At 65.2% G+C, this 25,212-nt stretch carries 24 protein-coding genes; 14 read left to right on the top strand and 10 right to left on the bottom strand.

The features are described from left to right. Positions 1-145: 145 nt before the first annotated feature. The 4 genes from HNP71_RS04605 to carA all read right to left on the bottom strand — a co-directional run bounded on the left by HNP71_RS04605 (position 146) and on the right by carA (position 6,560). The gene (locus HNP71_RS04605) at positions 146-1,342 is read right to left on the bottom strand and encodes a threonine ammonia-lyase (RefSeq protein WP_183265686.1); all 1,197 of its coding nucleotides are present in this window, start codon (positions 1,340-1,342) and stop codon (positions 146-148) included. Between the two features lie 6 nt (positions 1,343-1,348). Next, positions 1,349-1,822 carry a transcription elongation factor GreA gene (gene greA / locus HNP71_RS04600; protein ID WP_183265685.1) on the bottom strand — a complete coding sequence of 158 codons (474 nt, stop codon included), beginning with the start codon at positions 1,820-1,822 and terminating at the stop codon, positions 1,349-1,351. An 85-nt stretch (positions 1,823-1,907) separates the two neighbouring features. Then, a complete protein-coding gene (carB, locus tag HNP71_RS04595; protein WP_183265684.1) occupies positions 1,908-5,150 on the bottom strand; it encodes a carbamoyl-phosphate synthase large subunit in 3,243 nt (1,080 codons plus the stop codon). A gap of 84 nt (positions 5,151-5,234) precedes the next feature. Beyond that, entirely contained in the window at positions 5,235-6,560 is a 1,326-nt protein-coding gene (gene carA, locus HNP71_RS04590) for a glutamine-hydrolyzing carbamoyl-phosphate synthase small subunit (protein WP_183265683.1), read from the bottom strand. Positions 6,561-6,637: 77 nt separating this feature from the next. Between carA and HNP71_RS04585 the strand changes: the two genes are divergently transcribed. From HNP71_RS04585 to HNP71_RS04560, 6 genes are all read left to right on the top strand, one after another. Next, on the top strand, positions 6,638-7,096 hold the full coding sequence (locus tag HNP71_RS04585; protein WP_183265682.1) for a GatB/YqeY domain-containing protein: 459 nt from the start codon (positions 6,638-6,640) through the stop codon (positions 7,094-7,096). Positions 7,097-7,099: 3 nt separating this feature from the next. Continuing rightward, complete coding sequence (gene dnaG / locus HNP71_RS04580; RefSeq protein WP_183265681.1) at positions 7,100-8,923, top strand: DNA primase; 1,824 nt, start codon at positions 7,100-7,102, stop codon at positions 8,921-8,923. An 82-nt stretch (positions 8,924-9,005) separates the two neighbouring features. Beyond that, the gene (rpoD, locus tag HNP71_RS04575; RefSeq protein WP_183265680.1) at positions 9,006-10,910 is read left to right on the top strand and encodes an RNA polymerase sigma factor RpoD; all 1,905 of its coding nucleotides are present in this window, start codon (positions 9,006-9,008) and stop codon (positions 10,908-10,910) included. A gap of 11 nt (positions 10,911-10,921) precedes the next feature. Continuing rightward, on the top strand, positions 10,922-11,509 hold the full coding sequence (locus HNP71_RS04570; protein ID WP_246344055.1) for a GNAT family N-acetyltransferase: 588 nt from the start codon (positions 10,922-10,924) through the stop codon (positions 11,507-11,509). Next, positions 11,506-12,141 carry an RluA family pseudouridine synthase gene (locus HNP71_RS04565; RefSeq protein WP_183265678.1) on the top strand — a complete coding sequence of 212 codons (636 nt, stop codon included), beginning with the start codon at positions 11,506-11,508 and terminating at the stop codon, positions 12,139-12,141. Before HNP71_RS04570 ends, HNP71_RS04565 begins: the two co-directional genes overlap by 4 nt. Beyond that, the gene (locus HNP71_RS04560; RefSeq protein WP_183265677.1) at positions 12,128-12,313 is read left to right on the top strand and encodes a DUF3553 domain-containing protein; all 186 of its coding nucleotides are present in this window, start codon (positions 12,128-12,130) and stop codon (positions 12,311-12,313) included. The genes HNP71_RS04565 and HNP71_RS04560 overlap by 14 nt, the downstream gene beginning before the upstream one ends. Here HNP71_RS04560 and HNP71_RS04555 read toward each other — a convergent pair whose 3' ends face one another. Then, positions 12,314-12,898 carry a TetR/AcrR family transcriptional regulator C-terminal domain-containing protein gene (locus HNP71_RS04555; RefSeq protein WP_183265676.1) on the bottom strand — a complete coding sequence of 195 codons (585 nt, stop codon included), beginning with the start codon at positions 12,896-12,898 and terminating at the stop codon, positions 12,314-12,316. A 223-nt stretch (positions 12,899-13,121) separates the two neighbouring features. Between HNP71_RS04555 and HNP71_RS04550 the strand changes: the two genes are divergently transcribed. The 4 genes from HNP71_RS04550 (at position 13,122) to radC (ending at position 19,703) form a co-directional block, all read left to right on the top strand. Further along, complete coding sequence (locus HNP71_RS04550) at positions 13,122-14,585, top strand: efflux transporter outer membrane subunit (protein WP_183265675.1); 1,464 nt, start codon at positions 13,122-13,124, stop codon at positions 14,583-14,585. Positions 14,586-14,598: 13 nt separating this feature from the next. Then, complete coding sequence (locus HNP71_RS04545; RefSeq protein WP_183265674.1) at positions 14,599-15,741, top strand: efflux RND transporter periplasmic adaptor subunit; 1,143 nt, start codon at positions 14,599-14,601, stop codon at positions 15,739-15,741. 5 nt (positions 15,742-15,746) lie between these two features. Beyond that, positions 15,747-18,812: an efflux RND transporter permease subunit gene (locus tag HNP71_RS04540; protein ID WP_183265673.1), complete on the top strand. Its 3,066-nt coding sequence runs from the start codon at positions 15,747-15,749 to the stop codon at positions 18,810-18,812. Between the two features lie 135 nt (positions 18,813-18,947). Next, positions 18,948-19,703 (top strand): RadC family protein, encoded by a 756-nt coding sequence (radC, locus tag HNP71_RS04535; RefSeq protein ID WP_183265672.1) that lies wholly within the window; start codon positions 18,948-18,950, stop codon positions 19,701-19,703. Here radC and HNP71_RS04530 read toward each other — a convergent pair. Further along, entirely contained in the window at positions 19,698-20,474 is a 777-nt protein-coding gene (locus HNP71_RS04530) for a methyltransferase domain-containing protein (RefSeq protein WP_246344054.1), read from the bottom strand. The two genes, radC and HNP71_RS04530, sit on opposite strands and share 6 nt — an antisense overlap. Here HNP71_RS04530 and HNP71_RS04525 point away from each other — a divergent pair, their 5' ends adjacent. The 4 genes from HNP71_RS04525 to hpnK are packed head-to-tail and all read left to right on the top strand — an operon-like array spanning position 20,475 to position 22,718. Continuing rightward, positions 20,475-21,209, top strand: coding sequence for a ComF family protein (locus HNP71_RS04525; RefSeq protein WP_183265671.1), 735 nt, complete (start codon positions 20,475-20,477; stop codon positions 21,207-21,209). 26 nt (positions 21,210-21,235) lie between these two features. Then, positions 21,236-21,493, top strand: coding sequence for a glutaredoxin 3 (grxC, locus tag HNP71_RS04520; RefSeq protein WP_183265670.1), 258 nt, complete (start codon positions 21,236-21,238; stop codon positions 21,491-21,493). Next, complete coding sequence (locus tag HNP71_RS04515; RefSeq protein WP_183265669.1) at positions 21,490-21,948, top strand: DUF1178 family protein; 459 nt, start codon at positions 21,490-21,492, stop codon at positions 21,946-21,948. The genes grxC and HNP71_RS04515 overlap by 4 nt, the downstream gene beginning before the upstream one ends. After that, positions 21,948-22,718, top strand: a complete 771-nt coding sequence (gene hpnK, locus HNP71_RS04510) for a hopanoid biosynthesis-associated protein HpnK (RefSeq protein WP_183265668.1) — start codon at positions 21,948-21,950, stop codon at positions 22,716-22,718. The genes HNP71_RS04515 and hpnK overlap by 1 nt, the downstream gene beginning before the upstream one ends. Before the next feature lie 109 nt (positions 22,719-22,827). On the opposite strand, the gene rpsI is transcribed toward hpnK, so the two are convergent. From rpsI to HNP71_RS04490, 4 genes are read right to left on the bottom strand one after another with little or no spacing between them, the layout of a single operon-like run. Further along, the gene (gene rpsI, locus HNP71_RS04505) at positions 22,828-23,316 is read right to left on the bottom strand and encodes a 30S ribosomal protein S9 (protein WP_183265667.1); all 489 of its coding nucleotides are present in this window, start codon (positions 23,314-23,316) and stop codon (positions 22,828-22,830) included. 3 nt (positions 23,317-23,319) lie between these two features. Next, positions 23,320-23,784 (bottom strand): 50S ribosomal protein L13, encoded by a 465-nt coding sequence (gene rplM / locus HNP71_RS04500; protein ID WP_183265666.1) that lies wholly within the window; start codon positions 23,782-23,784, stop codon positions 23,320-23,322. 55 nt (positions 23,785-23,839) lie between these two features. Next, positions 23,840-24,757 (bottom strand): NAD-dependent epimerase/dehydratase family protein, encoded by a 918-nt coding sequence (locus HNP71_RS04495; RefSeq protein ID WP_183265665.1) that lies wholly within the window; start codon positions 24,755-24,757, stop codon positions 23,840-23,842. A gap of 3 nt (positions 24,758-24,760) precedes the next feature. Continuing rightward, entirely contained in the window at positions 24,761-25,198 is a 438-nt protein-coding gene (locus tag HNP71_RS04490; protein WP_183265664.1) for a hypothetical protein, read from the bottom strand. Positions 25,199-25,212 lie beyond the last annotated feature (14 nt).

Genomic DNA, 25,212 nt, shown 5'->3' with positions numbered 1-25,212 from the left:
TTTCTTTGCTTATACCTCGATAACCCATTCTTTTTGTTGAGCATTCGACCATAATACCACAGTATTCATGGTCTAGAGCCTTTTTAAAAAGCCCCACACAGTCTTCGCCGCCTTTTTTACAAAAAAGGCGGCACCCAAAAAACTTTTATAACCTTCTAAGCGTGAATACTTCGGCCAGAGAGGCCTCGATCGCCGCGCCGTGATTGGCGTCGCGGGCCTCGATCATGATTTCAAGCTGCGCGTCCTGCACGTGCGGGCTGGAGAACAGACGGTGATGCGCCACCTCCAGAATATTCCCGCCCAGTGCGCCGATGCGCGTGGCAACTTCCGCCAGCATGCCCGGGCGGTCCGGCATTTCCAGCACCAGGCGCAGCACGCGGCCGTCGCGCAGCAGGCAGCGCATGAGCGTGTTGGCCAGGATGCGCGGGTCGATATTGCCACCGCAGATGGAGATGCCGACCTTCTTGCCCTTGAACCGCTCGGGGAAGGAGAGCAGCGCGGCCAAGCCGGTGGCACCGGCGCCTTCCGTCACCTGCTTGGCGTTTTCCACGAAAGTGGCGATGCCACGCTCGACGGCATGTTCGCTCACCACCAGAATGGGCACGTTCAGCGCCTTCAGCATGGCCAGCGGCAACTGCCCGATATCGCGCACGGCGATGCCCTCGGCGATGGTCGGCCCGCCGACATGAATGGACTCACCCGCCAGCGCCTGGGCGAAGGCCGCGTAATTCTCGACCTCGACGCCCAGCACCTCGCAGTTGGGGCGGAGATGCCGCGCCACTACGGCGGTGCCAGCCAGCAGCCCGCCACCGCCCGTAGCGGCGACGATCACGTCGAGATCCGGCTGGTCCTCGAACATCTCCAGCGCCATCGTGCCCTGGCCCGCGATCACGCCCGGATCGTCATACGGGTGCAGGAAGAACAAGCCTTCCTCCTGCTCCAGCCGGTGCGCCTCGGCGGCGGCTTCGGCCAGCGTCTCGCCATGCAGCACCACGTTCGCACCCCAGGAGGCGGTGCGTGTCACCTTGGTCGCGGGTGTGTGGCGGGGCATCACGATGGTCGCCTTGATGCCCACGAGCGCGGCATGGCGCGCCACGGCCTGGGCATGGTTGCCCGCCGACATCGCCACCACGCCAGCCTTTCGCTCATCCGGCGTCAGCAGGGCGATACGGTTGGCCGCACCTCGCTCCTTGAACGCCCCGGTGGCCTGGAGATGGTCGTATTTAATATACACCTCCGCCCCGGTAATGCGGGAAATGCCGTCCGAACGGAGGAAAGGTGAGCGCAGCACCGCTCCCTTGATCCGCGTTGCCGCGGCCTGGACGTCGTCGAAGGTGACCATGACTGATTAACCGTAGGTGATTTTCAGGATTTCGTAGGATTTGTCGCCGCCGGGGGCGGGGACGGAGATGGTCTCGCCCACGCGCTTGGAAATCAGCGCCTTGGCCAGAGGCGAGGTAATCGAGAGGCGCGCGCGCTTGATGTCGGCCTCGTGCATGCCGACGATCTGATAGGTGACCTCGGTCTCGCTATCCTCATCGATGAGCAGGATGGTGGCGCCGAACTTCACGGTATCACCCGAGAGGGAGGCGGGGTCGATGACCTCGGCCGCCGAGGTGATCTCCTCCAGCTCGGCGATCCGGCCTTCGATAAAGGACTGACGCTCGCGCGCCGCATGGTATTCCGCGTTCTCGGAGAGGTCGCCATGGGCGCGGGCTTCGGCGATCGCACGGATGATCGCCGGGCGCTCCACCGCCTTCAGGTTCCGCAATTCATCTTCGAGCGCCGCGAGACCTGCCGCGGTCATGGGGAATTTCTGCACTTTTTCTCCTCAAGGGCCGCAGCCCCCGATGGGGTTAAGATCAACAAAGCGTTCCCCGCCAGCCGGAGCCAGCGGGGTGATAGGCTTAGAAAGGCTTGGCAAAATACGACTGAAGCGGCGCAACATCAAGGGTGTCGGCCTTCAGCGCGGCAATGGCGTGGGCCGCCGCCCGCGCTCCCGCGATGGTCGTGAACTTCGGCACGCCATGGGTGAGGGCGGAGCGGCGGATGTCGAAGCTGTCCGCCACCGACTGCGCGCCCGAGGCGGTGTTGATGATGAGCTGGATCTCGCCGGAGCGGATGGCGTCCACGCAATGCGGGCGGCCTTCCAGCACCTTGTTCACCTGCTTCACCTCGACCCCAGCCGCGGCAATGCACTTGGCGGTGCCGGAGGTGGCCATGATCGAGAAGCCCAGCTCGGCCAAGCGGCGCGCCACCGGGACGATGGCGCCCTTGTCGGCATCCTTGACCGAGAGGAAGGCCGTGCCCTTGAGCGGCAGGCTGACACCTGCGCCGAGCTGCGCCTTGGCGAAGGCGCGGGCGAAGTTGGTGTCCAGCCCCATCACCTCGCCGGTGGACTTCATCTCGGGCCCGAGCAGCGTGTCCACATTGGTGAAGCGGGCGAAGGGGAACACGGCCTCCTTCACCGCCACATGACGCGGGTTGATGGAGTCGTCGAGGTCAAAGCTGGAGAGCTTCGCGCCTGCCATCACCAGCGCGCCGATCTTGGCCACGGGCACGCCGGTGGCCTTGGCCACGAACGGCACGGTGCGCGAGGCGCGGGGGTTCACCTCCAGCACGTAGATGGTGTCGTTCTGGATGGCGTATTGCACGTTCATCAGCCCGACGACGTTGAGCGCCTTGGCCATGGCCACGGTCTCGGCGCGCAGCTCGGCCACGATGGCGGGGGAGAGCGAGTAGGGGGGGATGGAGCAGGCGGAGTCACCGGAATGGATGCCCGCTTCCTCGATGTGTTCCATCACACCCGCGACATACACGGTCTCGCCGTCGCAGATGCAGTCCACATCCACCTCGGAGGCCTCGTTGAGGTAGCGGTCGATCAGCACCGGGTTCTCACCGGAGACGCGCACGGCCTCGCGCATGTAGCGGCTCAGCCCGGCGCGGTCGTACACGATCTCCATCGCCCGGCCACCCAGAACGTAGGAGGGGCGGATGATGATGGGATAGCCGATGCGCTCGGCAATGGCCTCGGCCTGCTCGACGGAGCGGGCAATGCCGTTTTCCGGCTGGCGCAGGCCCAGCTTCTTCAGCAGGGCCTGGAAGCGCTCGCGGTCTTCCGCCACGTCGATGGCGTCAGCCGAGGTGCCGAGGATGGGGATGCCCGCAGTCTCCAGCGCCTGGGAGAGCTTCAGCGGCGTCTGCCCGCCATATTGCACGATACAGCCCAGCAGCGTGCCCTTCTCCTGCTCCTTGCGCAGCAGCGAGATCACGTCCTCGGCGAAGAGCGGCTCGAAATAGAGGCGGTCCGAGGTGTCGTAATCGGTGGAGACGGTCTCCGGGTTGCAGTTGACCATGATGGTCTCGTACCTGGCCTCGCGCAGGGCGTAGGCGGCGTGGACGCAGCAATAGTCGAACTCGATGCCCTGGCCGATACGGTTCGGCCCGCCGCCGAGGATGACGACCTTCTGCCGATCGGAGACATCCGATTCATCCAGCGGCTGGCCGTACGAGCCCTCGAAGGTGGAGTACATGTAAGAGGTCGCGGAGGCGAACTCTCCGGCGCAGGTGTCGATGCGCTTGTACACCGGGGTGACGCCGAGCTTGAGCCGGGCGGCGGTGACAGCGGTTTCCTTCTGGCTGGTGAGCTCGGCGAGGCGCTTGTCGGCAAAGCCCAGCGCCTTGAGGCGGCGCAGGGCTTGCGCGTCGCGCGGCAGGCCATGGGCCTTCACCTCGCGCTCGGCCTCGATGATCTGCTCCATCTGGCGCAGGAACCAGGGGTCGAACTTGCAGATGGCGTGGATTTCATCGACCGTCAGCCCGGCGCGCAAGGCCTGGGCGGCGATGAGCAGGCGGTCCGGGCGCGGGGTGGAGAGGGCGGCCTTGAAGGCGTCCGCCGTGCCGTCGCCCGGGGCGTCGATCTCATCGAGGCCGGAGAGCCCGGTCTCCAGCGAGCGCAGGCCCTTTTGCAAGGCTTCCGCGAAGTTGCGGCCGATGGCCATCGCCTCGCCAACGGACTTCATGGAGGTGGAGAGCAGCGCCGGGGTGCCGGGGAATTTCTCGAAGGTGAAGCGGGGGATCTTGATGACCACGTAGTCGATCACCGGCTCGAAGCTGGCCGGGGTCGCCTTGGTGATGTCGTTCTGGAGTTCGTCCAGCGTGTAGCCCACGGCGAGCTTGGCGGCGATCTTGGCGATGGGGAAGCCCGTGGCCTTGGAGGCCAGCGCCGAGGAGCGCGAGACGCGCGGGTTCATCTCGATGACCACCAGGCGGCCGTCCTTGGGGTTGATGCCGAACTGCACGTTGGAGCCGCCGGTATCCACGCCGATGCGCCGCAGGCAGGCGATGGAGGCGTCGCGCATGATCTGGAATTCTTTATCCGTCAGCGTCAGCGCCGGGGCGACGGTGACGGAGTCACCCGTGTGCACGCCCATCGGGTCGATATTCTCGATGGAGCAGATGATGATGCAGTTATCGGCGGAATCGCGCACCACCTCGAATTCATACTCTTTCCAGCCGAGCACGGATTCTTCCACCAGTACCTCGTTGGTGGGGGAGGCCTCGATGCCGCCCATGCAGATCTCGAAGAATTCCTCGCGGTTATAGGCGATGCCGCCGCCGGTGCCGCCGAGCGTGAAGCTGGGGCGGATGACGGCGGGCAGGCCAACGACCTCAAGCGCCGCCTCGGCTTCCTCGCGCGTATGGGCGATGGCCGAGCGCGGGCCCATCACGCCGATCTCGGCCATGGCGTCGCGGAATTTCAGCCGGTCCTCGGCGCGGTCGATCACCTCGGCCTTGGCGCCGATCAGCTCCACACCCAGGCGCTCCAGCGCGCCGGACTTGGCGAGCGCCATGGCGGTGTTGAGCGCGGTCTGCCCGCCCATGGTGGGCAGCAGGGCGTCCGGCTTCTCCTTGGCGATGATCTTCTCGACCATCTCCGGGGTGATCGGCTCGATATAGGTCGCGTCCGCCAGGGACGGATCGGTCATGATCGTCGCCGGGTTGGAGTTAACGAGAATGACGCGGTAGCCCTCCTCGCGCAGCGCCTTGCAGGCCTGGGCGCCGGAATAGTCGAACTCGCAGGCCTGGCCGATGACGATCGGCCCGGCGCCGATGATCATGATGGACTTGATGTCTGTGCGTTTGGGCATTTTTGAATTCCTTGATGTCGCAGGGCTCCGCCCTGCACCCGCCGGGGCCTGAGGCCCCGGACCCCCATTAATGTTGGTTTGGGCTTAGCCCAGCATGTCCACGAAGCGCTTGAAGAGATAGGCGCTGTCGGACGGGCCGGGGCTGGCCTCGGGGTGGTACTGCACCGAGAACACGCGCTTGGCCTTGCAGGCGATGCCTTCGTTCGAGCCGTCGAACAGCGAGACATGCGTCACTTCCACGCCCGCGGGCAGGGACTTCTCGTCCACCGCGAAGCCGTGGTTCTGCGAGGTGATCTCAACCTTGCCGGTGGTCAGGTCCTTCACCGGCTGGTTCGCGCCGCGATGGCCGCGCTCCAGCTTGTAGGTCTTGCCGCCGAGCGCGGTGGAGAGGAGCTGGTGGCCCAGGCATATGCCGAAGATGGGCACGCCCGCCGCCATCACGCCCTGGATGGCGGGCACGGCATAGGTGGCGGTGGCCGCCGGGTCGCCGGGGCCGTTGGAGAGGAACACGCCGTCCGGCTTGTGGCGCAGAATGTCCTCGGCGGTGGACTGGGCAGGCACCACAGTCACCTTGCAGCCAGCGGAAGCGAGGGAGCGCAGGATGTTGCGCTTGGCGCCGAAATCCACGGCCACGACGTTGAAGCGCGGCTCGGGGGAGGCGAAGCCGTGCTCCCAGCTCCAGGTGCCGCCGGTCCATTCATAGGACTGCGTGCAGGAGACTTCCTTGGCCAGATCCAGCCCTTCGAGCCCGCCCCAGGCGGCTGCCTGCGCGGCCAGGGCCTTGAGGTCGAACTTGCCGTCCTCGGGGAAGGCCAGCACGGCGTTGGGCGCGCCGAGGTCGCGGATGCGCAGCGTCAGGGCGCGGGTGTCCACGCCGGCGATGCCGGGGATGCCCATCTTGGCCAGCCAGGCGCCGAGATCGGCGGTGGAGCGGTAATTGGAGGGGGCGGTGAAATCCTCCTTCACCACCAGGCCGCGCGCGAAGATGCGGGAGGCTTCTTCATCCTCGGCATTGGTGCCCACATTGCCGATATGCGGGAAGGTGAAGGTGATGATCTGCCCGGCATAAGACGGGTCGGTGAGCGTTTCCTGATAGCCGGTGAGGCCGGTGTTGAAGCACAGCTCGGAGGGCTGGCTGATGCCATGCGCGCCAAACCCCCGGCCCCAGAACACGCTGCCATCGGCCAGCACCAGGGCGGCGGTGGCGCCGGGAGGCACTTCGCTCGAAGAGGGGGCGGAAAAATCTTCCATCGTCAGCCCGGTTGCGGTCATAATGGCAGGCCAGTGGCGGGGCGGAATCGCACCGGCGCTACGCCACTTGCGGACAGCTTCGGGGGAGACGCCGGTGAGGGTGGCGGCGGCCTCGTTGCCGCCGAGGCGGCGGAGGATTTCGTCGATGGATGTTTGCATGCTAAGACAATAGCGGATTTTTCCTCCGGCCTCAACGGCAATGCTGTAGGCCGGAATTTTTTTCCGGAGAGTAGAACATGAGCCTACGTGAAGACCTAACCGCCGCCGTGAAAACCTCGATGCTGGCCAGGAACGCCGAGCGTACTTCGGCGCTGCGCATGATCCAGGCCAAGTTGAAGGACACGGACATCGCCGCCCGGCCCAAGGGCGTGGAGCAGGTCTCCGACGAGGAAATCCTGGCCATGCTGCGCTCGATGATCAAATCCCGCCGGGATTCCGTGGCGTTGTACCGCCAGGGCGGGCGTGAGGAGCTGGCCGCCAAGGAGGAGTTCGAGATTGCCGTGATTTCCGAGTTCCTGCCGCAGACGCTGGAAGGCGAGGCGCTGGAGGCTGCCATCAAGGAGGCCATCGCCGCCACGGGCGCGGTCTCGGCCAAGGATATGGGCAAGGTGGTCGGCGCGCTGAAGGCCAAGCATGGCGCGGCGCTGGACATGGGCGTGGCCTCCGCCGCGGTGAGGGCGGCGCTCGCGGGCTAAAGCATGGCCCTGCCGGCGAATTTCCTCGACGAGCTGCGTTCGCGCGTCCCGATCCGCACGGTGATCGGGCGCACGGTCAAGCTCACCCGCTCAAGCCGGGACTGGAAGGGGTGCTGCCCCTTCCACGGGGAAAAGACGCCGTCCTTTTATGTATATGACGACCATTACCATTGCTTCGGCTGCGGCGAGCATGGTGATGTCATCACCTTTATCATGAAGACGACCGGCGCCTCCTTCATGGAGGCGGTGGAGGAACTGGCGCCTCAAGCGGGTTTGGAGGTGCCGAAAGCCACCCCCCAGGCCGCCGAGGCGGAGCAGCGCCGGGCCGGGCTTTCCGATGTTTTGGAGGCAGCTGCCCGACAATATCAGGTCTGGCTCTCGGCGCCCGAGGGGCGCGCGGCGCTGGATTATCTACGTAAGCGCGGGCTGACGGATGAGACCATCCGCAAATTCGGCCTGGGCTGGTCGGGCGAGGGCAGGGGCGCGCTCGCCACTGCTTTGCGCGGGCTGAACGTAAAGCCGGACCAGCTGATCGAGGCCGGGCTGATGAAGCGCGGCGAGAGTGGTCCGGTGGACATGTTCTTTGGCCGGGTGATGTTCCCCATCCGCGACAAGCGCGGGGCGATGATCAGCTTCGGCGGGCGCATCATGGGCGATGGCCAGCCCAAATACGTCAACGGGCCGGAGACGGGCGTGTTCTCCAAGCGCCGCTCGCTTTACGGGCTGAATTTCGCCCGCGAGGCCGTGCGCAAGGGCGCGCGGCTGATCGTGGTGGAAGGGTATATGGATGTCATCGCCCTGGCCCAGGCCGGGTTTGGTGGTGCCGTCGCGCCGCTTGGCACGGCGCTGACCGAGGAGCATCTGGAAGAAATCTGGAAGCTCACGCCCGAGCCGGTGATCTGTTTCGATGGCGACGCCGCAGGCCAGCGCGCCGCGCTGAAAACGGTGGAGCTGGCACTCGCTGGGCTTACCCCCGAACGTTCGCTGCGGCTGTTGCGCCTCCCCGCCAAGGACGACCCGGACAGCCTGATACGCCGTGGCGGAGCCGCCTCCTTCCAGGCCGAGTTGGACAAGGCCCTGCCGCTCTCGGCGGCGCTGTATGACATGGTGGCCGCCACCCGGAAGGGCGCGACACCTGAGGGGCGCGCCGCCTTCCTGCACCGGCTGGACGAGCTGGCCGGGCTGATCCCGGATAAAACGCTCGGGACCGAGTACCGTCAGGCGCTGCGCGGGCGCTATTATGAGGAGCGCCGCGCGGGGCGGGCTTCTTCGCAGCCCCCGTTCCGTCCCGGCCAAAAGGGGCGGGACTTCATCAAGCCCGTGCTCTTGCCGCCGCGCCCGGAGCCCGACGCCGCCAACGCAAACACGCTGCGCGCCAAGCTGATGCTGGCGACCCTGTTGGCGCACCCCATTCTCGTCCACGACGTCGAGGAGGCCTTCGCCCATGTGCCTCTGCCACCGGAGGACGAACCCCTGCGCCACGCCCTGCATGACTTCGCCGCTCATGCGAAACATCTTGACTCGGCGAATCTGTTCACCCATTTGGGAAGCCTCGGGCTGGCCGGACAGGCCCGCGCGCTGGTGGCGCAGGCCGCGTCGGAGTATCGTTTGGCCCCGGATGCCAGCCCGGCGGAAGCCGCGCAGTCTTGGTGGAGTTGGTATAGCCTGATGGATTTTAGTATCGACATGTTGCGGGCGCAGCGTGACGAGGCCCAGGCCTTTTGGCTGGCGCACCCGGACGACGCCGCCGCCTGCGCCAGATTGATGAAATATAACGAGCTGCTGGCCGCAGCCCGCGCGGGCGAGGCGGGAATTCCCGATTCCTGACCCTTAAAAAGGCAGGCTTATTGCCTACCTGACGCCTTGTAAAATATACGACCCGCTTATTCCCCCGGAGTACCGCCTGACCATGGCAATCAAGCCCGCGAATACGACTGAGACCGCTGCCCCCGAGGCCGAAGCCGACGCCAATGTGCTGGACACCCAGTCCGGCGCCGTTAAGCGCCTGATCGCCAAGGGCAAGGAGCGCGGCTACATCACCTTTGATGAGCTGAATGCGGTTCTGCCCGCGGAGCAGAATTCCTCGGAGCAGATCGAGGACATCATGGCGATGCTCAACGAGATGGGCATCCAGGTGGTGGAGAGCGAGGAGAGCGAGGAGGCCGAGACCGCCGCCGCGCCCAAGGAGGATCTGGCCGAGGACGAGGAGCAGGCCGGGAATATCTCCGAGAGCGCCGTCTCCCGTACCGACGACCCGGTGCGCATGTATCTGCGCGAGATGGGGTCGGTGGAGCTGCTCTCGCGCGAGGGCGAGATCGCCATCGCCAAGCGCATCGAGGCTGGGCGGGACATGATGATCCGCGGGCTGTGCGAAAGCCCGCTCACCTTCCGCGCCATTATCGCTTGGCATGAGGCGCTGAATAACGGCCGCGTGCTGCTGCGTGACGTGATCGACCTGGAAGCCATGCAGAACGGCGCCGAGCCGGTCGAGGCTGATTTCGAGGCGTCCGAGGATGTGGAGGAGGACGAGGAGGGCGAAGGTGCCGGCATGTCCCTCTCCGCCCTGGAAGAAAAGCTGAAGCCGGAAATCTTCCAGCATTTCGAGGAGATCGAGAAGCTCTACGAGAAGCTGGCCAAGCTGCAGACCAAGCGCCTGGAGAACCTGACCGCTGGCGGGGATGTGAACTCCCGCAACGAGAAGGCTTACGAGAAGCTCCGGGATGAGCTGGTGGCCAAGGTCGAGCAGATCCGGCTGCATAATAACCGCATTGAGGAGCTGGTGGCCCAGCTGAAGGTGCTGAACCAGCGCCTGAACGGGCTGGAGGGGCAGCTGCTTCGTCTGGCCGAAAACACCAAGGTGACGCGCGACGAGTTCCTGCAGCATTACCGTGGCCGTGAGATGGACCCGGGCTGGCTGCAATATGTCTCCGAGCTGCCGGGCCGGGGCTGGAAGGAATTCGCCAAGAAGCACGAGGGACAGGCGACCGAGCTGCGCGCGCAGATCGGCAAGGTGGCCGCCGAGGCCGGGTTGCCGATCGAGGAGTTCCGACGGGTTTACACCACCGTCTCGCGCGGTGAGCGTGACTCCACCCGCGCGAAGAAGGAGATGATCGAGGCCAATCTGCGTCTCGTGATTTCCATCGCCAAGAAATACACCAATCGTGGCTTGCAGTTCCTAGACCTGATCCAGGAGGGCAATATCGGTCTGATGAAGGCGGTGGATAAATTCGAGTACCGCCGCGGCTACAAGTTCTCCACCTACGCCACTTGGTGGATCCGTCAGGCCATTACCCGCTCCATCGCCGACCAGGCCCGCACCATCCGTATCCCGGTGCATATGATCGAGACGATCAACAAGCTGGTCCGCACCAGCCGCCAGATGCTGCACGAGATCGGCCGCGAGCCGACCCCGGAGGAGCTGGCCGAGAAGCTTGGCATGCCGCTGGAGAAGGTGCGCAAGGTGCTGAAGATCGCCAAGGAGCCGATCTCGCTGGAAACGCCGATCGGCGACGAGGAAGACAGCCATCTGGGCGACTTCATCGAGGATAAGGGCGCGATCATCCCGCTGGACGCCGCCGTGCAGGCCAATCTGCGCGAGGCCGCGACGCGCGTGCTCTCCTCGCTCACCCCGCGTGAGGAGCGCGTGCTGCGCATGCGCTTTGGCATTGGCATGAACACCGACCACACGCTGGAAGAGGTCGGCCAGCAGTTCAACGTCACCCGTGAGCGTATCCGCCAGATCGAGGCGAAGGCGCTGCGCAAGCTCAAGCACCCCTCCCGGTCCCGCAAGCTGCGCAGCTTCCTTGACGACTAATGGACGATACCATGGACTATGCGCGCCCGTTGCCCGGTGAGACGACGGAGCGCGCGCTCGTAACCGTGGTGTTCCTGCGCATGCTGCGCACGCCCGAGCGTCCGCCCGCGATCATGCCGCCGGGTGTTATGCTGACCCGCGAGCGGCTCAGCGTGCCGGATTACCGCAGGCTGTATAACGATGTCGGCACGCCCTGGCTGTGGTGGCTGCGCCGGATGATGCCTGACGACCAGCTCGCGCGGCACCTCGCCCGCCCCAGCGTGAGCACCTATGTGCTGCGCGTGAATGGGCAGGAGGCCGGGTTCTTCGAGACCGACGCCTCGCACTGGCCGTTCGTCAACCTCAACTATTTCGGGCTGAAGCCGGACTATATCGGGCGCGGGCTGGGGCGGAAGTTCCTCGACGCGGCGGTGGATTCGGTATTCATCGGCGGGTCCAGCCAGCTTTCGGGCATGACCGTGAATACCTGCTCGGCCGACCACCCGCGCGCGTTGCCCAACTACATCGCCGCCGGGTTCACGGAATACCGCCGCGCCCGCGAGGAATGGGACATCCCGACCCGGCTGGGGCTGACCGTGCCCAAGCACCTGCGCGGATGAACATCCTCTACCAGGACCGCCGCGCCCTGGTGATCGACAAGCCCGCCGGGCTGCCGGTGCATCCGGGCCGGGCGGGCGGGCCGAGTGTCGAGGATTATTTCCCGCAATGGCGCCAGGGCAAGAACGGCCCGTGGCTCGCTCACCGGCTGGACCAGGATACGGCGGGCTGCCTCGTCATCGCGCTGAAGAAGAGTTTTTTGCTCGAAGCGCAGCGTTTGTTTGCCGAAGGGCGGGTGCAAAAAACCTATTGGGCCGTGGTTTCGGGCGTGCCGGGGGCGCGGGAAGGCGTCATCGACCAGCCCTTGGCCAAGCATACAAAAGGCCGCGCCTGGAAGATGGCGCCGGATAAAACGGGCGACGCGGCGGTGACGGAGTACCGAGTGCTGGGCGATAATGGCGCGGTAGCGCTGGTGGCGTTTCATCCCAAAACCGGGCGCACGCACCAGATCCGCGCTCATGCGGCGGTGCTGGGCCATCCGATTATCGGCGATGCGGTGTATGGCGGTGGGACAGGGCGGCTGCATCTGCTGGCGCGGCACATCGTATTGCCGCTGGACCCGCCGGTGGAGGCCACGGCCCCCGTGCCGGAGCATATGCGCCAACTGGTGGAGGCTTGCCATGGAACGCTCTGAATTCGCCCCTGGCGATTACGTCCGCCATCCGCGCCAGCCCGATTGGGGGCTGGGGCAGGTGCAAAGCGCCCTCGGCAACCGCGTGACGGTGATGTTCGAGCACGCGGGCAAGGTGTTGATCGACACCGATGTGGTGGCGCTGGAGCGGGCCGACGACGAGGACGCGCCGTAACTATTCCGGCGTTTCGGCGCAGGGGCAGCACCCGGCGCAGAAGATATCCACCGCGCGGCGCACCCGTGCCTCCAATGCCTGCTTGCTGGGCGGGGCGCGGAAACCGATCAGTGTACTAAGATGGAACTCGCCGATCGCCATGCCGAACAGCATGGCCGCGTATTCCTTGGCCTCGGGAGCGCAGATGCCATGGTTGATCGCCAGCTCGCTCAGGCAGGATTCTAGCTTTGATTTCGCCTTGATCACCCGGTTGCGCATGAAGACCCGGCCAAAATCCGGGCTGTGCGTGTACTCGGCCATGATCAGGCGTAGAATGGCGATCTGCGAGGGAGAGAGCAGGAAGCGCGCCAAGGTGAGCAGATGCGCGACGAGAATGTCCTGCGGTGTCCAGTCAGGTTCGGGCTCGGGGAATTTCAGCAGTGACTGGTGATGTGTCAGCAGCGAGGTGAACAGATCGGCTTTTGAGGAGATCAGCGCATAAACTGTTTTCTTCGACATGCCGGCGGCCTTGGCCACTTCGTCCATGGTGGCGGCGTGGTAGCCCTTGGCGAGAAACACGCTCTCTGCCGCCTCAAACAGCTTCACCAGGCGCGGATCGGCATCCGCGTCTATATTTTGTTTTTCTCTGGTTAACTTTGTTGTTTTATTGGGATTTTGGCCTGCCATATCCTCTTATGCCGCTAAAATCGGAAACTTACAAGTTTCTGTTACATGGATAGGCGGCAGAAAAGCTGTGCTTGACGGGTTTCGGAAAGGCCGGTAGCTGATAGTTATGAAACTAACGAGTTTCCGCAGGGCTGTATCCCGCATGGCGCTTGTCTTGGCGCTGCCGGGCTGCGCCGTGGGGCCGGATTTCCACACGCCAGCGGCACCCGAAACGAATTTGACGCGGGAGCCCTTGCCCGCCGCCACCGAGGCTGCGGGCGGCGTGGCGCAGCGTTTCAACCCTGGGGCGGATATCGCGGGCGATTGGTGGGCGCTTTATCGCAGCCCGCAGCTCAACGCGCTGATCGGCACGGCACTTGCCAATAACCCGAGCCTCGACGCCGCGCAGGCGACGCTGCTGCAAGCCGAGGAAACGCTGCGCAGCGACCAGGGGCTACTGCTGCCCACTGTTTCCGGCACGTTCAACGCCGAGCGCAATCAGGCATCCTCGGCTGTCACGGCCGCGTTCTCCCAGGGCGGCGGGGATACCAAGCTGCGCCCCTATACGCTCTACAACGCATCGCTCTCCGTCTCCTACGCGCTGGATATCTGGGGTGAGGCGCGGCGTACCATCGAGGGGCAGGCGGCGCAGGCGGAATATCAGCGTGACGAGCTGGAGGCTGCCTATCTCACGCTGACGGCGAATATCGTCACCTCGGCGGTGAGCGTGGCCTCGCTGCACGCGCAGATCGACGCCACGAACCAAGTCATCGCCTCGGAGCAGCAGCTCCTGGGGATTTTGCAGAAGCAGGTGAGCCTGGGCGGCGTGGCGCAGGCGCAGGTGTTGCAGCAGCAGGCGCAGCTGGCGCAAGCGGTGGCGACGTTGCCGCCCCTGCAATCGCAGCTCGCCCAGGCGCAGAACCAGCTCGCCGCTTACACCGGCACCTTCCCCGGCGATTTCCAGCCGCAGGATTTCACGCTGGACAGCCTGCAGCTCCCGGCGGATTTGCCGGTGAGCCTGCCCTCGGCGCTGGTGGCGCAGCGGCCGGATATCCGCGCCGCCGCGGCGCAGCTGCATACGGCGACGGCCAATGTGGGCGTCGCCGATGCCCAGATGCTGCCGCAAATCACCCTCTCGGGACAGATCGGGCATCAGGGCGTCGATACCGCCATGCTGTTCACGCCGCAGACCTTGCTGTGGAGCCTTGCCGCCGGCGTGACCCAGCCTTTGTTCGAGGGCGGGCAGCTCGCGGCCCAGCGCAAGGCCGCGATCGCCGCAATGCGCGCCTCGGCCGGGCAGTACAAGAACACCGTGATCACCGCCTTCCAGAACGTGGCGGACGTGCTGGCGGCGCTGCAATACGACGGGACCGAGCAGCAGGCGGCCGATGATGCAGCCAGCGCCGCCGATGCCAGCCTGAAAGTGACCCAGGCGCAGTATCAGCTTGGCGGACAGCCCTTTACCGCCGTGCTGAGCGCGCAAACCACCTACCAGAACGCCGTGCTGGCCCAGGCCAAGGCCCGCGCCACCCGTCTGGCCGACACCGCCGCGCTGTATCAGGCGGTGGGTGGCGGCTGGTGGCACCGCCAGGATGTGACCCAAAGCTGTTGCGGCGTGATTCCATGAGGATACCGGCAGAATGAGCAAGCCCAATCCCACCAAGCGCATGGTCATCATGCTTGTCAGTGTCGCCGTGCTGTTCGCCCTGGTGTTCGGCTATGGCGCGCTGCGCAGCTTCATGATCGGGCAATTCCTCAAGGGCTTCGCCAATCAGGTGCAGACGGTGGCGACCATCACCGCCGAGGCAAGCCCCTGGCAGCCGCAACTGCAATCGGTCGGCTCCATCACCGCCATCAATGGCGCGGCGCTCTCGGCCGAGGTGAGCGGGATTATCGACACGATCAATTTCGAGTCCGGCGCGGATGTGCAGAAGGGCCAGGTGCTGGCCACGCTGCGCCCGAACAACGACCCGGCGGTGCTGGCGCAGCTGCAGGCGACCGCCAAGCTCGACGCGATCAATTACGCCCGCGACCAGAAGCAGTTCGCCGCCAGCGCCGTCTCTCAGGCGACGCTGGATTCCGACCGTGAAACCCTGGCCGCAGCCCAGGCCCAGGTGGCGGCGCAGCAGGCGTTGATGGCGGAGAAGGTGATCCGCGCGCCCTTCGCCGGGCGGCTGGGCATCCGCAAGGTGGATATCGGCCAGTATATCTCGCCGGGCACCGAGATCGTCACGCTGGAGCAGCTCGACCCGCTTTATGTCGATTTCTACCTGCCGCAGCGGACGCTGAGCGAGGTGCAGCCGGGGCAGACAGTCAATCTGAGCCTCGACGCCTATCCGGGGCAGAGCTTCACCGCCACGGTCTCGGCCATCGGTGCGCAGGTGGACCAGGATACGCGCAGCGTCGCCGTGCGCGCCACCGTGCCCAACGGCAAGCTGCTGCTCCGCCCGGGCATGTTCGCCAGCCTGAGCGTCGCCACTGGCGCGCCGGCTAGTTACGTGACGCTGCCGCAGACCGCCATTACCTACAGCTCGTACGGGGACACGGTGTTCATCGTCCGTCATGGGCAGGATGCCAAGGGCAAGCCGGCGCTGGTGGCGGAGCAGGTCTTCGTCACGCTGGGCGACACGCGCGGCGATCAGGTGGCGGTGCTCTCGGGCGTGCAGCCGGGTGATGTCGTGGTGACGGCCGGGCAGGTGAAGCTGCGCAACGGCGCGGTGGTGAGCATTAACAACAGCGTGCAGCCGCCCAACAGCGCCACGCCCAACCCGCCGAACGAGTAAGCGCGATGAAGCGGTTCACAGATCTCTTCATCGCCCGGCCGGTTCTTTCCATTGCCGTCAGTGTGCTGGTGCTGGTGCTTGGCCTGCGCGCCGTGTTCACCCTGCCGGTGCAGCAATTCCCCAAGACGGAAAACGCCACGATCACCATCACCACCACCTATCCCGGCGCCTCGCCGGACACGGTGGCGGGCTTTGTGACCACGCCGCTGGAAAAGGCGGTCTCGCAGGTGGATGGCATCGACTACATGACCTCGTCGAGCCAGACGAGCACCAGCACCATCACGCTCTACCTCGTGCTCAACCACGATCCGGACAAGGCGCTGACCGAGGTTCAGGCGCAGGTGAGTTCGGTGCTGAACCAGTTCCCCTCGGCCACCGAGCCGCCGGTGATGACGCTCGCCGTGGGCCAGGAAGTGGACGCCATGTATATTGGCTTCCGCAGCGCCAAGCTTACCGCCAGCCAGATTACCGACTACGTGACCCGCGTGGCCCAGCCCGCCTTGCAGGCGGTGAATGGCGTGCAGACCGCCGAAATCCTGGGCGCGCAGAACTACGCCATGCGTGTCTGGCTGGACCCGCGCAAGCTTGCCTCCTACCAGCTCACCGCCTCCGATGTGTGGACGGTGCTTGCCGCCAATGACTTCATCTCGGCGCTGGGCAACACCAAGGGCACGATGACGCAGGTGACGCTGAACGCCACCACCGGGCTGCATACGCCCGAGGAGTTCGGCCAGCTCATCATCAAGCAGCAAAACGGCGCGATCATCCGGCTCAAGGACGTTGCCAAGGTTGAGCTTGGCGCGGATTCCTATGAGCAGCACGTCACTTTCGACAACAAGCAGGGCGTATATATCGGCATTAAGGTCGCGCCCTCTGCCAATCTGCTGAGCGTGATCTCGGGCGTGCGCAAGGTGTTCCCCAGCATCCAGGCCGAGCTGCCGAGCGGGCTGAGCGCCAATATCGTGTATGACTCCACGGCCTTCGTGAATGCCTCCATCGACGAGGTGGTGACCACGCTGGCCGAGGCTCTGGCCATCGTGACGTTGGTGGTGTTCGCCTTCCTCGGCTCGCCGCGCTCGGTGCTGATCCCGGTGGTGGCGATTCCGCTCTCGCTGATCGGCACCTTCGCGATGATGGGCGCGCTCGGCTTCTCCATCAACCTGCTCACCTTGCTGGCGCTGGTGCTGGCCATCGGCCTGGTGGTGGACGACGCCATCATCGTGGTGGAGAACGTCAACCGGCATCTGGACATGGGGGAAAAGCCCATCGCCGCGGCGCGCGTGGCGGCGGGTGAGTTGGGCGGGCCGATTATCGCCATGACGGTGGTGCTGATCGCGGTTTACGTGCCGATCGGCTTCCAGTCCGGCCTCACCGGCGCGCTGTTCACCGAATTTGCCTTTACCCTGGCGGGGGCGGTGACGATCTCGGCGCTGATCGCCCTGACGCTCACGCCCATGCTCAGCTCGCGCTTCCTGCGGCATATCGACCGCAGCAAGGGCGATTGGGAGGCGCGGCTGATTGAGTTCATCGACCACCGGATGGAGGATATCCATCGGGTCTATACCCGTCTGCTGCATTCCAGCCTGGATACGGTGCCGGTCACGCTCACCTTCGCGGTCATCGTTCTTGCCAGCATCTTCTTCCTGGCAGCCGGGGCGAAGAGCGAGCTGGCGCCCATCGAGGATCAGGGCGTGGTGATCATGGCCTCGACCTCCGCGCCAGATGCCACCATGGCCCAGAAGGCGATGTGGGACGACCATCTCAACGCCGTGCTGTTGGGTTATCCGGATGTTGACCACACTTTCGGGATCGACGTGCCGGGCAGTGACATTATCGGCGCGGTGCTGAAGCCCTGGGGCCATCGGCGCAACGCCACCGTGGTGCAGAACCTGGTGCAGGCCGATGCCTACGCCCAGGATGCCGGGCAGAAGGTGGCGGCCTTCCCGCTGCCGCCGCTGCCCGGTTCGCAGGGGTTTCCGGTGCAGTTCGTTATCAAGACGACCGATTCCTTCAGCCAGCTCTATCCGCTTTCGCAGCAATTGCTGCAGGCGGCGCTCAAGAGCGGCAAGTTCGTGTATCTGGACAGCGATTTGAAGCTCGACCAGCCCCAGGCCACTGTGGTCATCGACCGCGACAAGGCCGCGGCGCTGGGGCTCAACATGTCCGAGGTCGGCGCTGTGCTGGGCGAGGCGCTGGGCGGCGGGTATGTGAACTTCTTCGATCTCGACGGGCGTTCCTATAAGGTTATCCCGCAGGTGGAGCGCGCCTCGCGTCTCAACGTGGCCGATCTCAACAATTACTACGTTCTCGCGTCGAACGGCATCAACGTGCCGCTCTCCTCCATCGCGCATATCGAGATGAGCGTGATTCCGGAGAGTGTGAATCACTTCCAGCAGCAGAATTCAGCAACATTGCAAGGCGTCATCGCCCCCGGCGTGGCCGAGGCGGACGCGCTGAAGACGCTGCAAACCCTGGCCAAGCAGATCCTGGCGCCGTCCGACAGCATCGACTACGCGGGTGAGCTGCGCCAGTACATGCAGACGTCCAGCGCCTTCGTGCTGACCTTTGTCTTCGCCATCATCATCATCTTCCTGGCGCTGGCGGCGTTGTTCAACTCGTTCCGCGACCCGCTGATCATCCTTGTTTCGGTGCCGATGTCCATCGCCGGAGCGCTGATCTTCATCTATCTCGGCTTTGGCGGGCTCTCGTTGAACATCTATACCGAGGTCGGGCTCGTGACGCTGATGGGGCTCGTCTCCAAGCACGGCATTCTGATGACCGAGGTGGCGAACGAGGCGCGGCTCGCGGGCATGGAGAAGCGCGCGGCTATCGAGCACGCGGCCAATATCCGTCTGCGGCCCATCCTGATGACCACCGCCGCCATGGTGCTGGGCGTCGTGCCGCTGATCTTTGCCAACGGGGCGGGGGCAGCGTCGCGCTTTGCCATGGGCATGGTCATCGCGGGCGGTTTGTCCATCGGCACCATGTTCACGCTGTTCGTGGTTCCGGCGGTGTACATGCTGCTCTCCAGCGCGCACCAAACGGAGCCGGAGCCGGAGACGGAGTCGTAACGACAGGCGGCTTCGGCCGCTTGCACAACCATTAAGCAAGGCTGGCCGCCCGCAAGGTGTGATCGGCGTAAACCCGTGTGAGATTGTGCTATTGAGCTTCCATTAAACTAGAAGTCGTGGCACGCTTGACGTGTCATGAGCAAAAGAGATGCAACGCCCGGTTTCGCCGATGTCTCGTTACTGGAGACGTTGTCTCCCGAGATCCGCCCCGGCAAACCGGCCATCGGCACCGAGGGCCATCGGGCCCGGCTGCGTGCGCGGCTGCTCTCGGCGGGGCCTGAGGCCATTGCTGAACATGAGTTGATCGAAATGGTTTTGTTCCTGGCCCTGCCAAGGCGGGATACGAAACCCATCGCACGGGCGCTGCTGGCTCGTTTTGGTTCCTATGCCAATGTCATTTCGGCTTCGGTGCCGGATCTCCTTGGCGTCGAGGGGCTCGGCGAGGCCGGTGTGGCGGCGCTGAAGATCGTGCAGGCCTCGGCCCAGCGCCTGGCCAAGGCCGAGGTGCTGTACCGCCCGGTGCTGAGCAATTGGGACCGGCTGATGGAGTATCTCCAGGCGGTGCTGGCGCGCGAGAAGGTGGAACAGTTCCGTGTGCTGTTCCTGGACAACCGCAACCGCCTGCTGGCCGATGAGCAGCAGGCCCAGGGTACGGTGAATCATACCCCGGTTTATCCGCGAGAGATCGTCAAGCGCGCGCTGGAACTGCACGCCACGGCGATCATCCTGGTGCACAACCACCCGAGCGGCGATCCCTCGCCCTCGGAGGACGACATCCTGATGACCCGAGACATCAAGCAGGCGGCGTCGGCGCTCTCCATCGTGCTGCACGACCATGTCATCGTCGGCAACGGGCAGTGGCTGAGTTTCCGCAAGGCGGGGCTTTTATGAGGCCCAGCCTGTCAGGATCGCCATGCGCAGCGTAGCCGCCATTCGCCCTTCCTGCACCGGCAGGGCCGCCAGTGCGGCGGGAAACAGCGCCCGTGGAGGTGTGCGCCGCTGGCGGTCGAGCAGGGCGTTGGTCTCGCCCGCGTCGCGTAGCTCGTGCAGCAGGTCCAGCGGGTTGGCGTACAGGAAGGTGAGTTCCTCCACATCCGCCACCGGATGCGCGAACCCGGCCCGTTGCAGCAGTCCGGCGCAGTCGCGCAGTTCGGGGAAGGGGGAGACACGGGGGCTGACGCCGCCGGTCAGTGCTTCCTCGGCGTCCAGCAGCGCTTCGCGCAGGGTTTGCAGCGTGCCCAGCACCGGCATGCTGGCCAGCAGCAGCCCGTCCGGCTTCAACGCGCGTTTGAGCTGGATCAGCGCGCCGGGCAGATCGTCCAGCCAGTGCAGCGCCAGATGCGCCACCACGAGGTCGAACCCGCCTTCCGGCAGGCCGAAATCATTAGGCCCGGGCAGCACCAGTGGCTTGCCGCCCGCCCGTGCCGCCATGGCGGGGGAGAAATCAGCCGAGACGACCTCCATTCCCCGTTCTGCCAGCGCGGGCGCAATTGCCCCGCGCCCGCCAAAATCCAGCGCCGTGGCGAAGCGGCGGCTGGTGTCGTCCAGCCGGTCGAGCAGCCGCTCTCCCAGATCCTCCAGCACCGGCAGCAATGGGCCAATTCGCCCCGCCGCCCGCTCGCGGTGCTTCACCATGGCTTCGAATTCGAAAATGGGGTGCAAATGAAACCTCTCTTGCGTTGGGTGTTGGATAGCCTGCTGCCGCCGAGTTGTCTTGCCTGCGATACCCCGGTGGAGAAAGAAGGGCAGTTTTGTCTGGGCTGCTTCAAGGCGGCGAATTTCATCACCGCGCCGTTCTGCCGGATTTGTGGCGTGCCGATGCCTTATGTCATGGGAGAGGAATGCGAGGGCTGCGCCACGCACAAGCCAGCCTTCACCCAGGCCCGCGCCGCCCTGCGCTACGACGAAACCGCCAAGCGGCTGATCCTGCCGCTGAAATATGCCGACCATACCGAGGCGGTGAAGGGGTTGGCGGAACTGATGCGCCGTCCCGGCGAGGCGCTGTTGCAGACGGCTAATCTACTGGTGCCAGTGCCGCTGCACCCCACACGGTTGCGCGCGCGGCGGTTTAATCAGGCGGCGCTGCTGGCCATTGCCTTGGCACGGCTCACTGGTCGTCCGGTGGCCGTGGACGCGCTGCAGCGCACGAGGCCCACCCAGCCGCTGGAGGGCTTCGGCGCGGCGCGGCGGCGCGAGGAGTTGGAAGGCGCCTTTGCCTTGAGCCTGGATTCCGGGATCTCTGGCAAGCGTGTGCTGCTGATCGACGATGTGATGACCTCCGGCGCCACGGCCAACGCCTGCGCCACAGCCCTGCTGGCCGGAGGTGCCGCCCGGGTGGACGTGCTGACGGCAGCGCGCGTGTCCGATCCACGATTTGAGCAGTTGGGCCTTGCATAGTTCGTGCCCTCGGCTATTTCACGGAAATGGCCGAGATTGAAATTTATACCCAGCCGGGCTGTCCCTATTGCATCCGCGCCGTCGGGCTGCTGACGCAGAAGGGGGTCGCCTTCCGTGAGATCAACGCGCCGCGCGGCACGCCGGAGCGCGAAGAGGCGATCAGCCGTTCGGGCGGACGCACCACAGTGCCGCAGATCTTCATCAAGGGCGCGCATATCGGCGGTTGCGACGACCTGATGGCACTGGAGAGCGCCGGTAAGCTCGATCCGCTGCTGGTGCCATGATCCATTACCAGCTCCGTTGCGCCGGTGGGCACGAATTCGACGGCTGGTTCAAGGACAGTGCCGGATTCGAAAGCCAAGCCGAAGCGGGGATGGTCGCCTGCCCATGTTGCGGCAGCACCGAGGTCGGGCGTGCGCTGATGACGCCGGGCATTCCCCGAAAGAGCGTGCGGAGTGAGGCGGAGATAATGCCGCCTGAACCGGCTGGCGGCATGCCCGCGGCGGGTGGGGTGATCCCCGATGCCGTGCGCGCGGCCTTGCAGAATTTGCGCCAAGAGGTGGAAAAACATTGCGATTATGTCGGCAAGGATTTTGCCGAAGAGGCGCGGCGAATCCATAACGGCGAGACCGAGGCGCGTGGTATTTACGGCGAAAGCTCCGACGAGGAGGCCGAGGCCCTGGCCGAGGATGGCATCGCCTTTGCCCGGATCCCCTGGGTGCCGCGTAACGACTCGTGATGCGTGAAATCATATTCTCGGCCGATGATTTCGGCCTGACCAACTCCGTAAACGAGGCGGTGGAGCAGGCCAACCGGCAGGGGCGGCTGACCCAGGCGAGCCTGATGGTGGCAGCCCCTGCGGCGGCGGACGCCGTGCGCCGGGCCACGACACTGCCGACCCTTAATGTCGGGCTGCATCTCGTGCTGGTTGATGGCGATTCCATGCTCGGCCATGCCAGACTGCCCACCATCACCGGGCCGGACGGGCGTTTTCCCACCGATCAGGCGCGTCTTGGCGTGCTGTACTTCTTCTCGCCCGCCGCCCGGCGCGAGCTGCGTGCCGAGATCGAGGCGCAATTCGCCGCCTTCGCCGCCACAGGGCTGCCTTTGCACCATGCCGACGCGCATAAGCACATGCATCTGCACCCCACCGTGGCGCGGATGATGATCGAGGTGGGGCGTAAATACGGGCTGAAGCGCTTGCGTATTCCCGCCGAGCCGCCTGAGGTGATGGAAGCCTGTGGGGAGAAGATCGGTTTCGGCGACCGTGCGCTTTATGCGTGGACCCGGCTGCTGCGCCTGCAGGCGCGGGGCCTGGAGCTGCCGGATCAGGTGTTCGGCATTAAATGGTCCGGGCACATGACGAAAGAGCGGATTGAGAGGTTGTTGCCGCTACTCCCCGAGGGGCGCACGGAGATCTACACCCACCCCGCCACGATGCGCGATGACGCGCTGGTGAAGCTCATGCCCGATTATGAGCATGTGGCTGAGTTCGAGGCGCTGCTCTGAGGTTTTTAAACTAACAAAAGTGTTTGGCGCGGCTTTTTTTAAAAGCTGCGTTCTTTCGGCCAATAAAAAACCCCGGCAAATGCCGGGGTTTTTCGTAAGCGCGGTAGGATTAGCGCTTGGAGAACTGGAAGGAGCGGCGGGCCTTCGGCTTGCCGTACTTCTTACGCTCGACCATACGCGGGTCGCGGGTGAGGAAGCCAGCGGCCTTCAGGATGCCGCGCAGCTCCGGCTCGTACAGGGACAGAGCGCGGGAGATGCCGTGACGCACGGCGCCGGCCTGACCGGAGAGACCGCCACCGGTGACGGTGCAGTAGACGTCGAACTGGTTGTAGCGGTCAGCCACCAGGAAGGGCTGAGTGATGAGCATGCGCAGCACCGGACGGGCGAAGTAGACCGGGGCCTTCTTGCCGTTGATGATGATCTCGCCCTTGCCGGGCTTAACCCACACGCGAGCGATGGCGTTCTTGCGGCGGCCGGTGGCGTAGGAGCGGCCGAGAGCGTCGCGCTTGGGCTCACGCTTCGGGGCGGCTTCCGTGGCAGCGGCGGTGCCGGTGGTGAGGTCCTTCAGACCGGCGAAAGCATTGGTGGTCGCGGACATGAATTAGGCCCTCTTGTTCTTGGAGTTCAGCGCGCCGACGTCGAGCGACTTCGGCTGCTGGGCGGCGTGCGGGTGCTCCGCGCCGGTGTAAACGTAAAGGTTCTTCATCTGCTGGCGCTGCAGCGGGCCGCGCGTGATCATGCGCTCGACAGCCTTCTCCACCACGCTCTCCGGGTTCTTGCCAGCCAGACGTTCCTTGATGGAACGGCCCTTGATGCCGCCAGCGTAGCCGGTGTGGTAGTAGAAGACGGAGTCTTCCAGCTTCTTGCCGGTCAGCTTCACCTTGTCGGCGTTGATGATGATGATGTTGTCACCGCAGTCGACGTGCGGGGTGAAGGTCGGCTTGTGCTTGCCGCGCAGGCGGGTCGCCACGACCGCGGCCAGGCGGCCCAGGATCAGGCCTTCGGCGTCGATCAGGACCCAGTCCTTCTTCACGTCCGCCGGTTTGATGGAAAGCGTGGTTTTCATAAATAACATCCAAATGACTCAGTGGCGCGGCTTATCTTGAGTTTGGCCGCATAAGTCAAGGGGTTTTGTGTGTGGTATTATAATACCGCGATGTGATGCGCAGCGTTTCGGCCAGGGTTTCCGCGGGTTTCCAGCCCATTGCCAGAGCAGCGCGCGGCGTAACGGCAAAACTTCCCGCCAAAGACTGCCACATCGCCCCACGGCCGGTGATTTTGGCGGCAAGGGCAAGTAGGGCAGGGGGGAAAGGCAATAGGCGCGGGGGGATGCCCATGCCTTCGGCCAAGGCGCGGATCAGCGCCGGTGTGGAGATGGGCTCAGGATGGGCGGCCAGGACCAGCGAGGGCGCTGTCTCGGCTAGCAGCACCAGTTCCACCAGCCTGGCCAGATCCCCCAGGGCGATGAAGCTCCGGCTATTGCGGATGCTGGCGAAGGGCAGAGGCACACCAAGGCGCAGCAGCTTGAGCAGAAGAGGCAGATTGCCCGGGCAGCCGGGGCCGATGATCGCCGCCGGGCGCAGCACGCAAAGCCGCTTGCCGAGCAGAGCGCGCAGCCGGATTTCGGCGGTGAGCTTGCTGCTTGCATAGGCGTCGGCGGGATTGGGGGGCGTGGCCTCGTCGGCGATGCCGGATACCGTACGGCCCAGCACGCCGATGCTGGAGATCAGCACGAAGCGCCTTACCCCAGCCGCAAGGGCGGCCCTGGCCAGGGTTTCGGCGGCCTGCACATTGGCCCGTTCCCAGGCTTCTGGCGGGGCGTTGCGGATATGCGCGAGTCCGGCCGCGTGGACCACGGCGTCCACGCCGGAGAGATCCGGTGCCTGATCGGCCAGATCGCCGGTGAGGAGCGGTGTTACGTTTTCAGGGAGTTTGGAAGGGCGCCTGACGCCGCCCAGCACCTCATGCCCCCGTGCGGCCAGATGCCGGGCGATACCTCCCCCGACATAACCGGACGCACCGGAGACAAAGACGCGCATGCGTCAGTCGAGCCGGGGCTCTGTCCGGCGCGGGCGGCTGGCGGGCTGCGGGGCGGGGGTAAGCCGCTCGCGGAATACTTGCGGCGTGGGGATCGGTGCGCGGCGCGGTGCGGGCGGCGGCGGGGGCGGTTCTTCCACCACCTCCGGCGCCGGGACGAAGCTGGCGCGGGACTTCTTTAGACGGCCGAAATCCGGCACGTCCTCATAAGCGTCCGAACTGCGGGAGGCGGGCGGGAGCCCGCCCGAGAGGCGCATGGTCATGATGCGCAGATCGTCCTGCAACTGATCGACCTGCGCTTCTAGCGCCTCCAGCCGCGCCTTCACCCCGAACACGCTGAACGGCATTAGCAGGAAGGCGCAGGCCCAGAGCAATACCGGCAGAGCCAGGAGCAGCAAGGCCCAGCCCGGCAGCCAGTCTGGCAGAGTGAAAGGGAGCGTCATCCTGCGTATCCTAG

It is taken from the genome of Acidocella aromatica, from assembly GCF_014201825.1.
In the GTDB taxonomy this organism is placed as follows: domain Bacteria; phylum Pseudomonadota; class Alphaproteobacteria; order Acetobacterales; family Acetobacteraceae; genus Acidocella; species Acidocella aromatica.
Note: the sequence above shows the minus strand (reverse complement) of the source record. Positions and strands in the feature narration are given on the sequence as shown.

Bases quoted from the DNA above. Each gene is read 5' to 3' on its own strand.
- rpoD (WP_183265680.1), top strand. From the start codon at position 9,006: ATGGCAATCAAGCCCGCGAATACGACTGAGACCGCTGCCCCCGAGGCC.
- rplM (WP_183265666.1), bottom strand. From the start codon at position 23,784: ATGAAAACCACGCTTTCCATCAAACCGGCGGACGTGAAGAAGGACTGG.
- HNP71_RS04515 (WP_183265669.1), top strand. From the start codon at position 21,490: ATGATCCATTACCAGCTCCGTTGCGCCGGTGGGCACGAATTCGACGGC.
- HNP71_RS04545 (WP_183265674.1), top strand. From the start codon at position 14,599: ATGAGCAAGCCCAATCCCACCAAGCGCATGGTCATCATGCTTGTCAGT.
- grxC (WP_183265670.1), top strand. From the start codon at position 21,236: ATGGCCGAGATTGAAATTTATACCCAGCCGGGCTGTCCCTATTGCATC.
- HNP71_RS04565 (WP_183265678.1), top strand. From the start codon at position 11,506: ATGAACATCCTCTACCAGGACCGCCGCGCCCTGGTGATCGACAAGCCC.
- radC (WP_183265672.1), top strand. From the start codon at position 18,948: ATGAGCAAAAGAGATGCAACGCCCGGTTTCGCCGATGTCTCGTTACTG.
- HNP71_RS04495 (WP_183265665.1), bottom strand. From the start codon at position 24,757: ATGCGCGTCTTTGTCTCCGGTGCGTCCGGTTATGTCGGGGGAGGTATC.
- hpnK (WP_183265668.1), top strand. From the start codon at position 21,948: ATGCGTGAAATCATATTCTCGGCCGATGATTTCGGCCTGACCAACTCC.
- HNP71_RS04570 (WP_246344055.1), top strand. From the start codon at position 10,922: ATGGACTATGCGCGCCCGTTGCCCGGTGAGACGACGGAGCGCGCGCTC.
- HNP71_RS04540 (WP_183265673.1), top strand. From the start codon at position 15,747: ATGAAGCGGTTCACAGATCTCTTCATCGCCCGGCCGGTTCTTTCCATT.
- HNP71_RS04560 (WP_183265677.1), top strand. From the start codon at position 12,128: ATGGAACGCTCTGAATTCGCCCCTGGCGATTACGTCCGCCATCCGCGC.
- carA (WP_183265683.1), bottom strand. From the start codon at position 6,560: ATGCAAACATCCATCGACGAAATCCTCCGCCGCCTCGGCGGCAACGAG.
- HNP71_RS04585 (WP_183265682.1), top strand. From the start codon at position 6,638: ATGAGCCTACGTGAAGACCTAACCGCCGCCGTGAAAACCTCGATGCTG.
- HNP71_RS04550 (WP_183265675.1), top strand. From the start codon at position 13,122: ATGGCGCTTGTCTTGGCGCTGCCGGGCTGCGCCGTGGGGCCGGATTTC.
- HNP71_RS04490 (WP_183265664.1), bottom strand. From the start codon at position 25,198: ATGACGCTCCCTTTCACTCTGCCAGACTGGCTGCCGGGCTGGGCCTTG.
- HNP71_RS04605 (WP_183265686.1), bottom strand. From the start codon at position 1,342: ATGGTCACCTTCGACGACGTCCAGGCCGCGGCAACGCGGATCAAGGGA.
- HNP71_RS04525 (WP_183265671.1), top strand. From the start codon at position 20,475: ATGAAACCTCTCTTGCGTTGGGTGTTGGATAGCCTGCTGCCGCCGAGT.
- dnaG (WP_183265681.1), top strand. From the start codon at position 7,100: ATGGCCCTGCCGGCGAATTTCCTCGACGAGCTGCGTTCGCGCGTCCCG.
- carB (WP_183265684.1), bottom strand. From the start codon at position 5,150: ATGCCCAAACGCACAGACATCAAGTCCATCATGATCATCGGCGCCGGG.
- rpsI (WP_183265667.1), bottom strand. From the start codon at position 23,316: ATGTCCGCGACCACCAATGCTTTCGCCGGTCTGAAGGACCTCACCACC.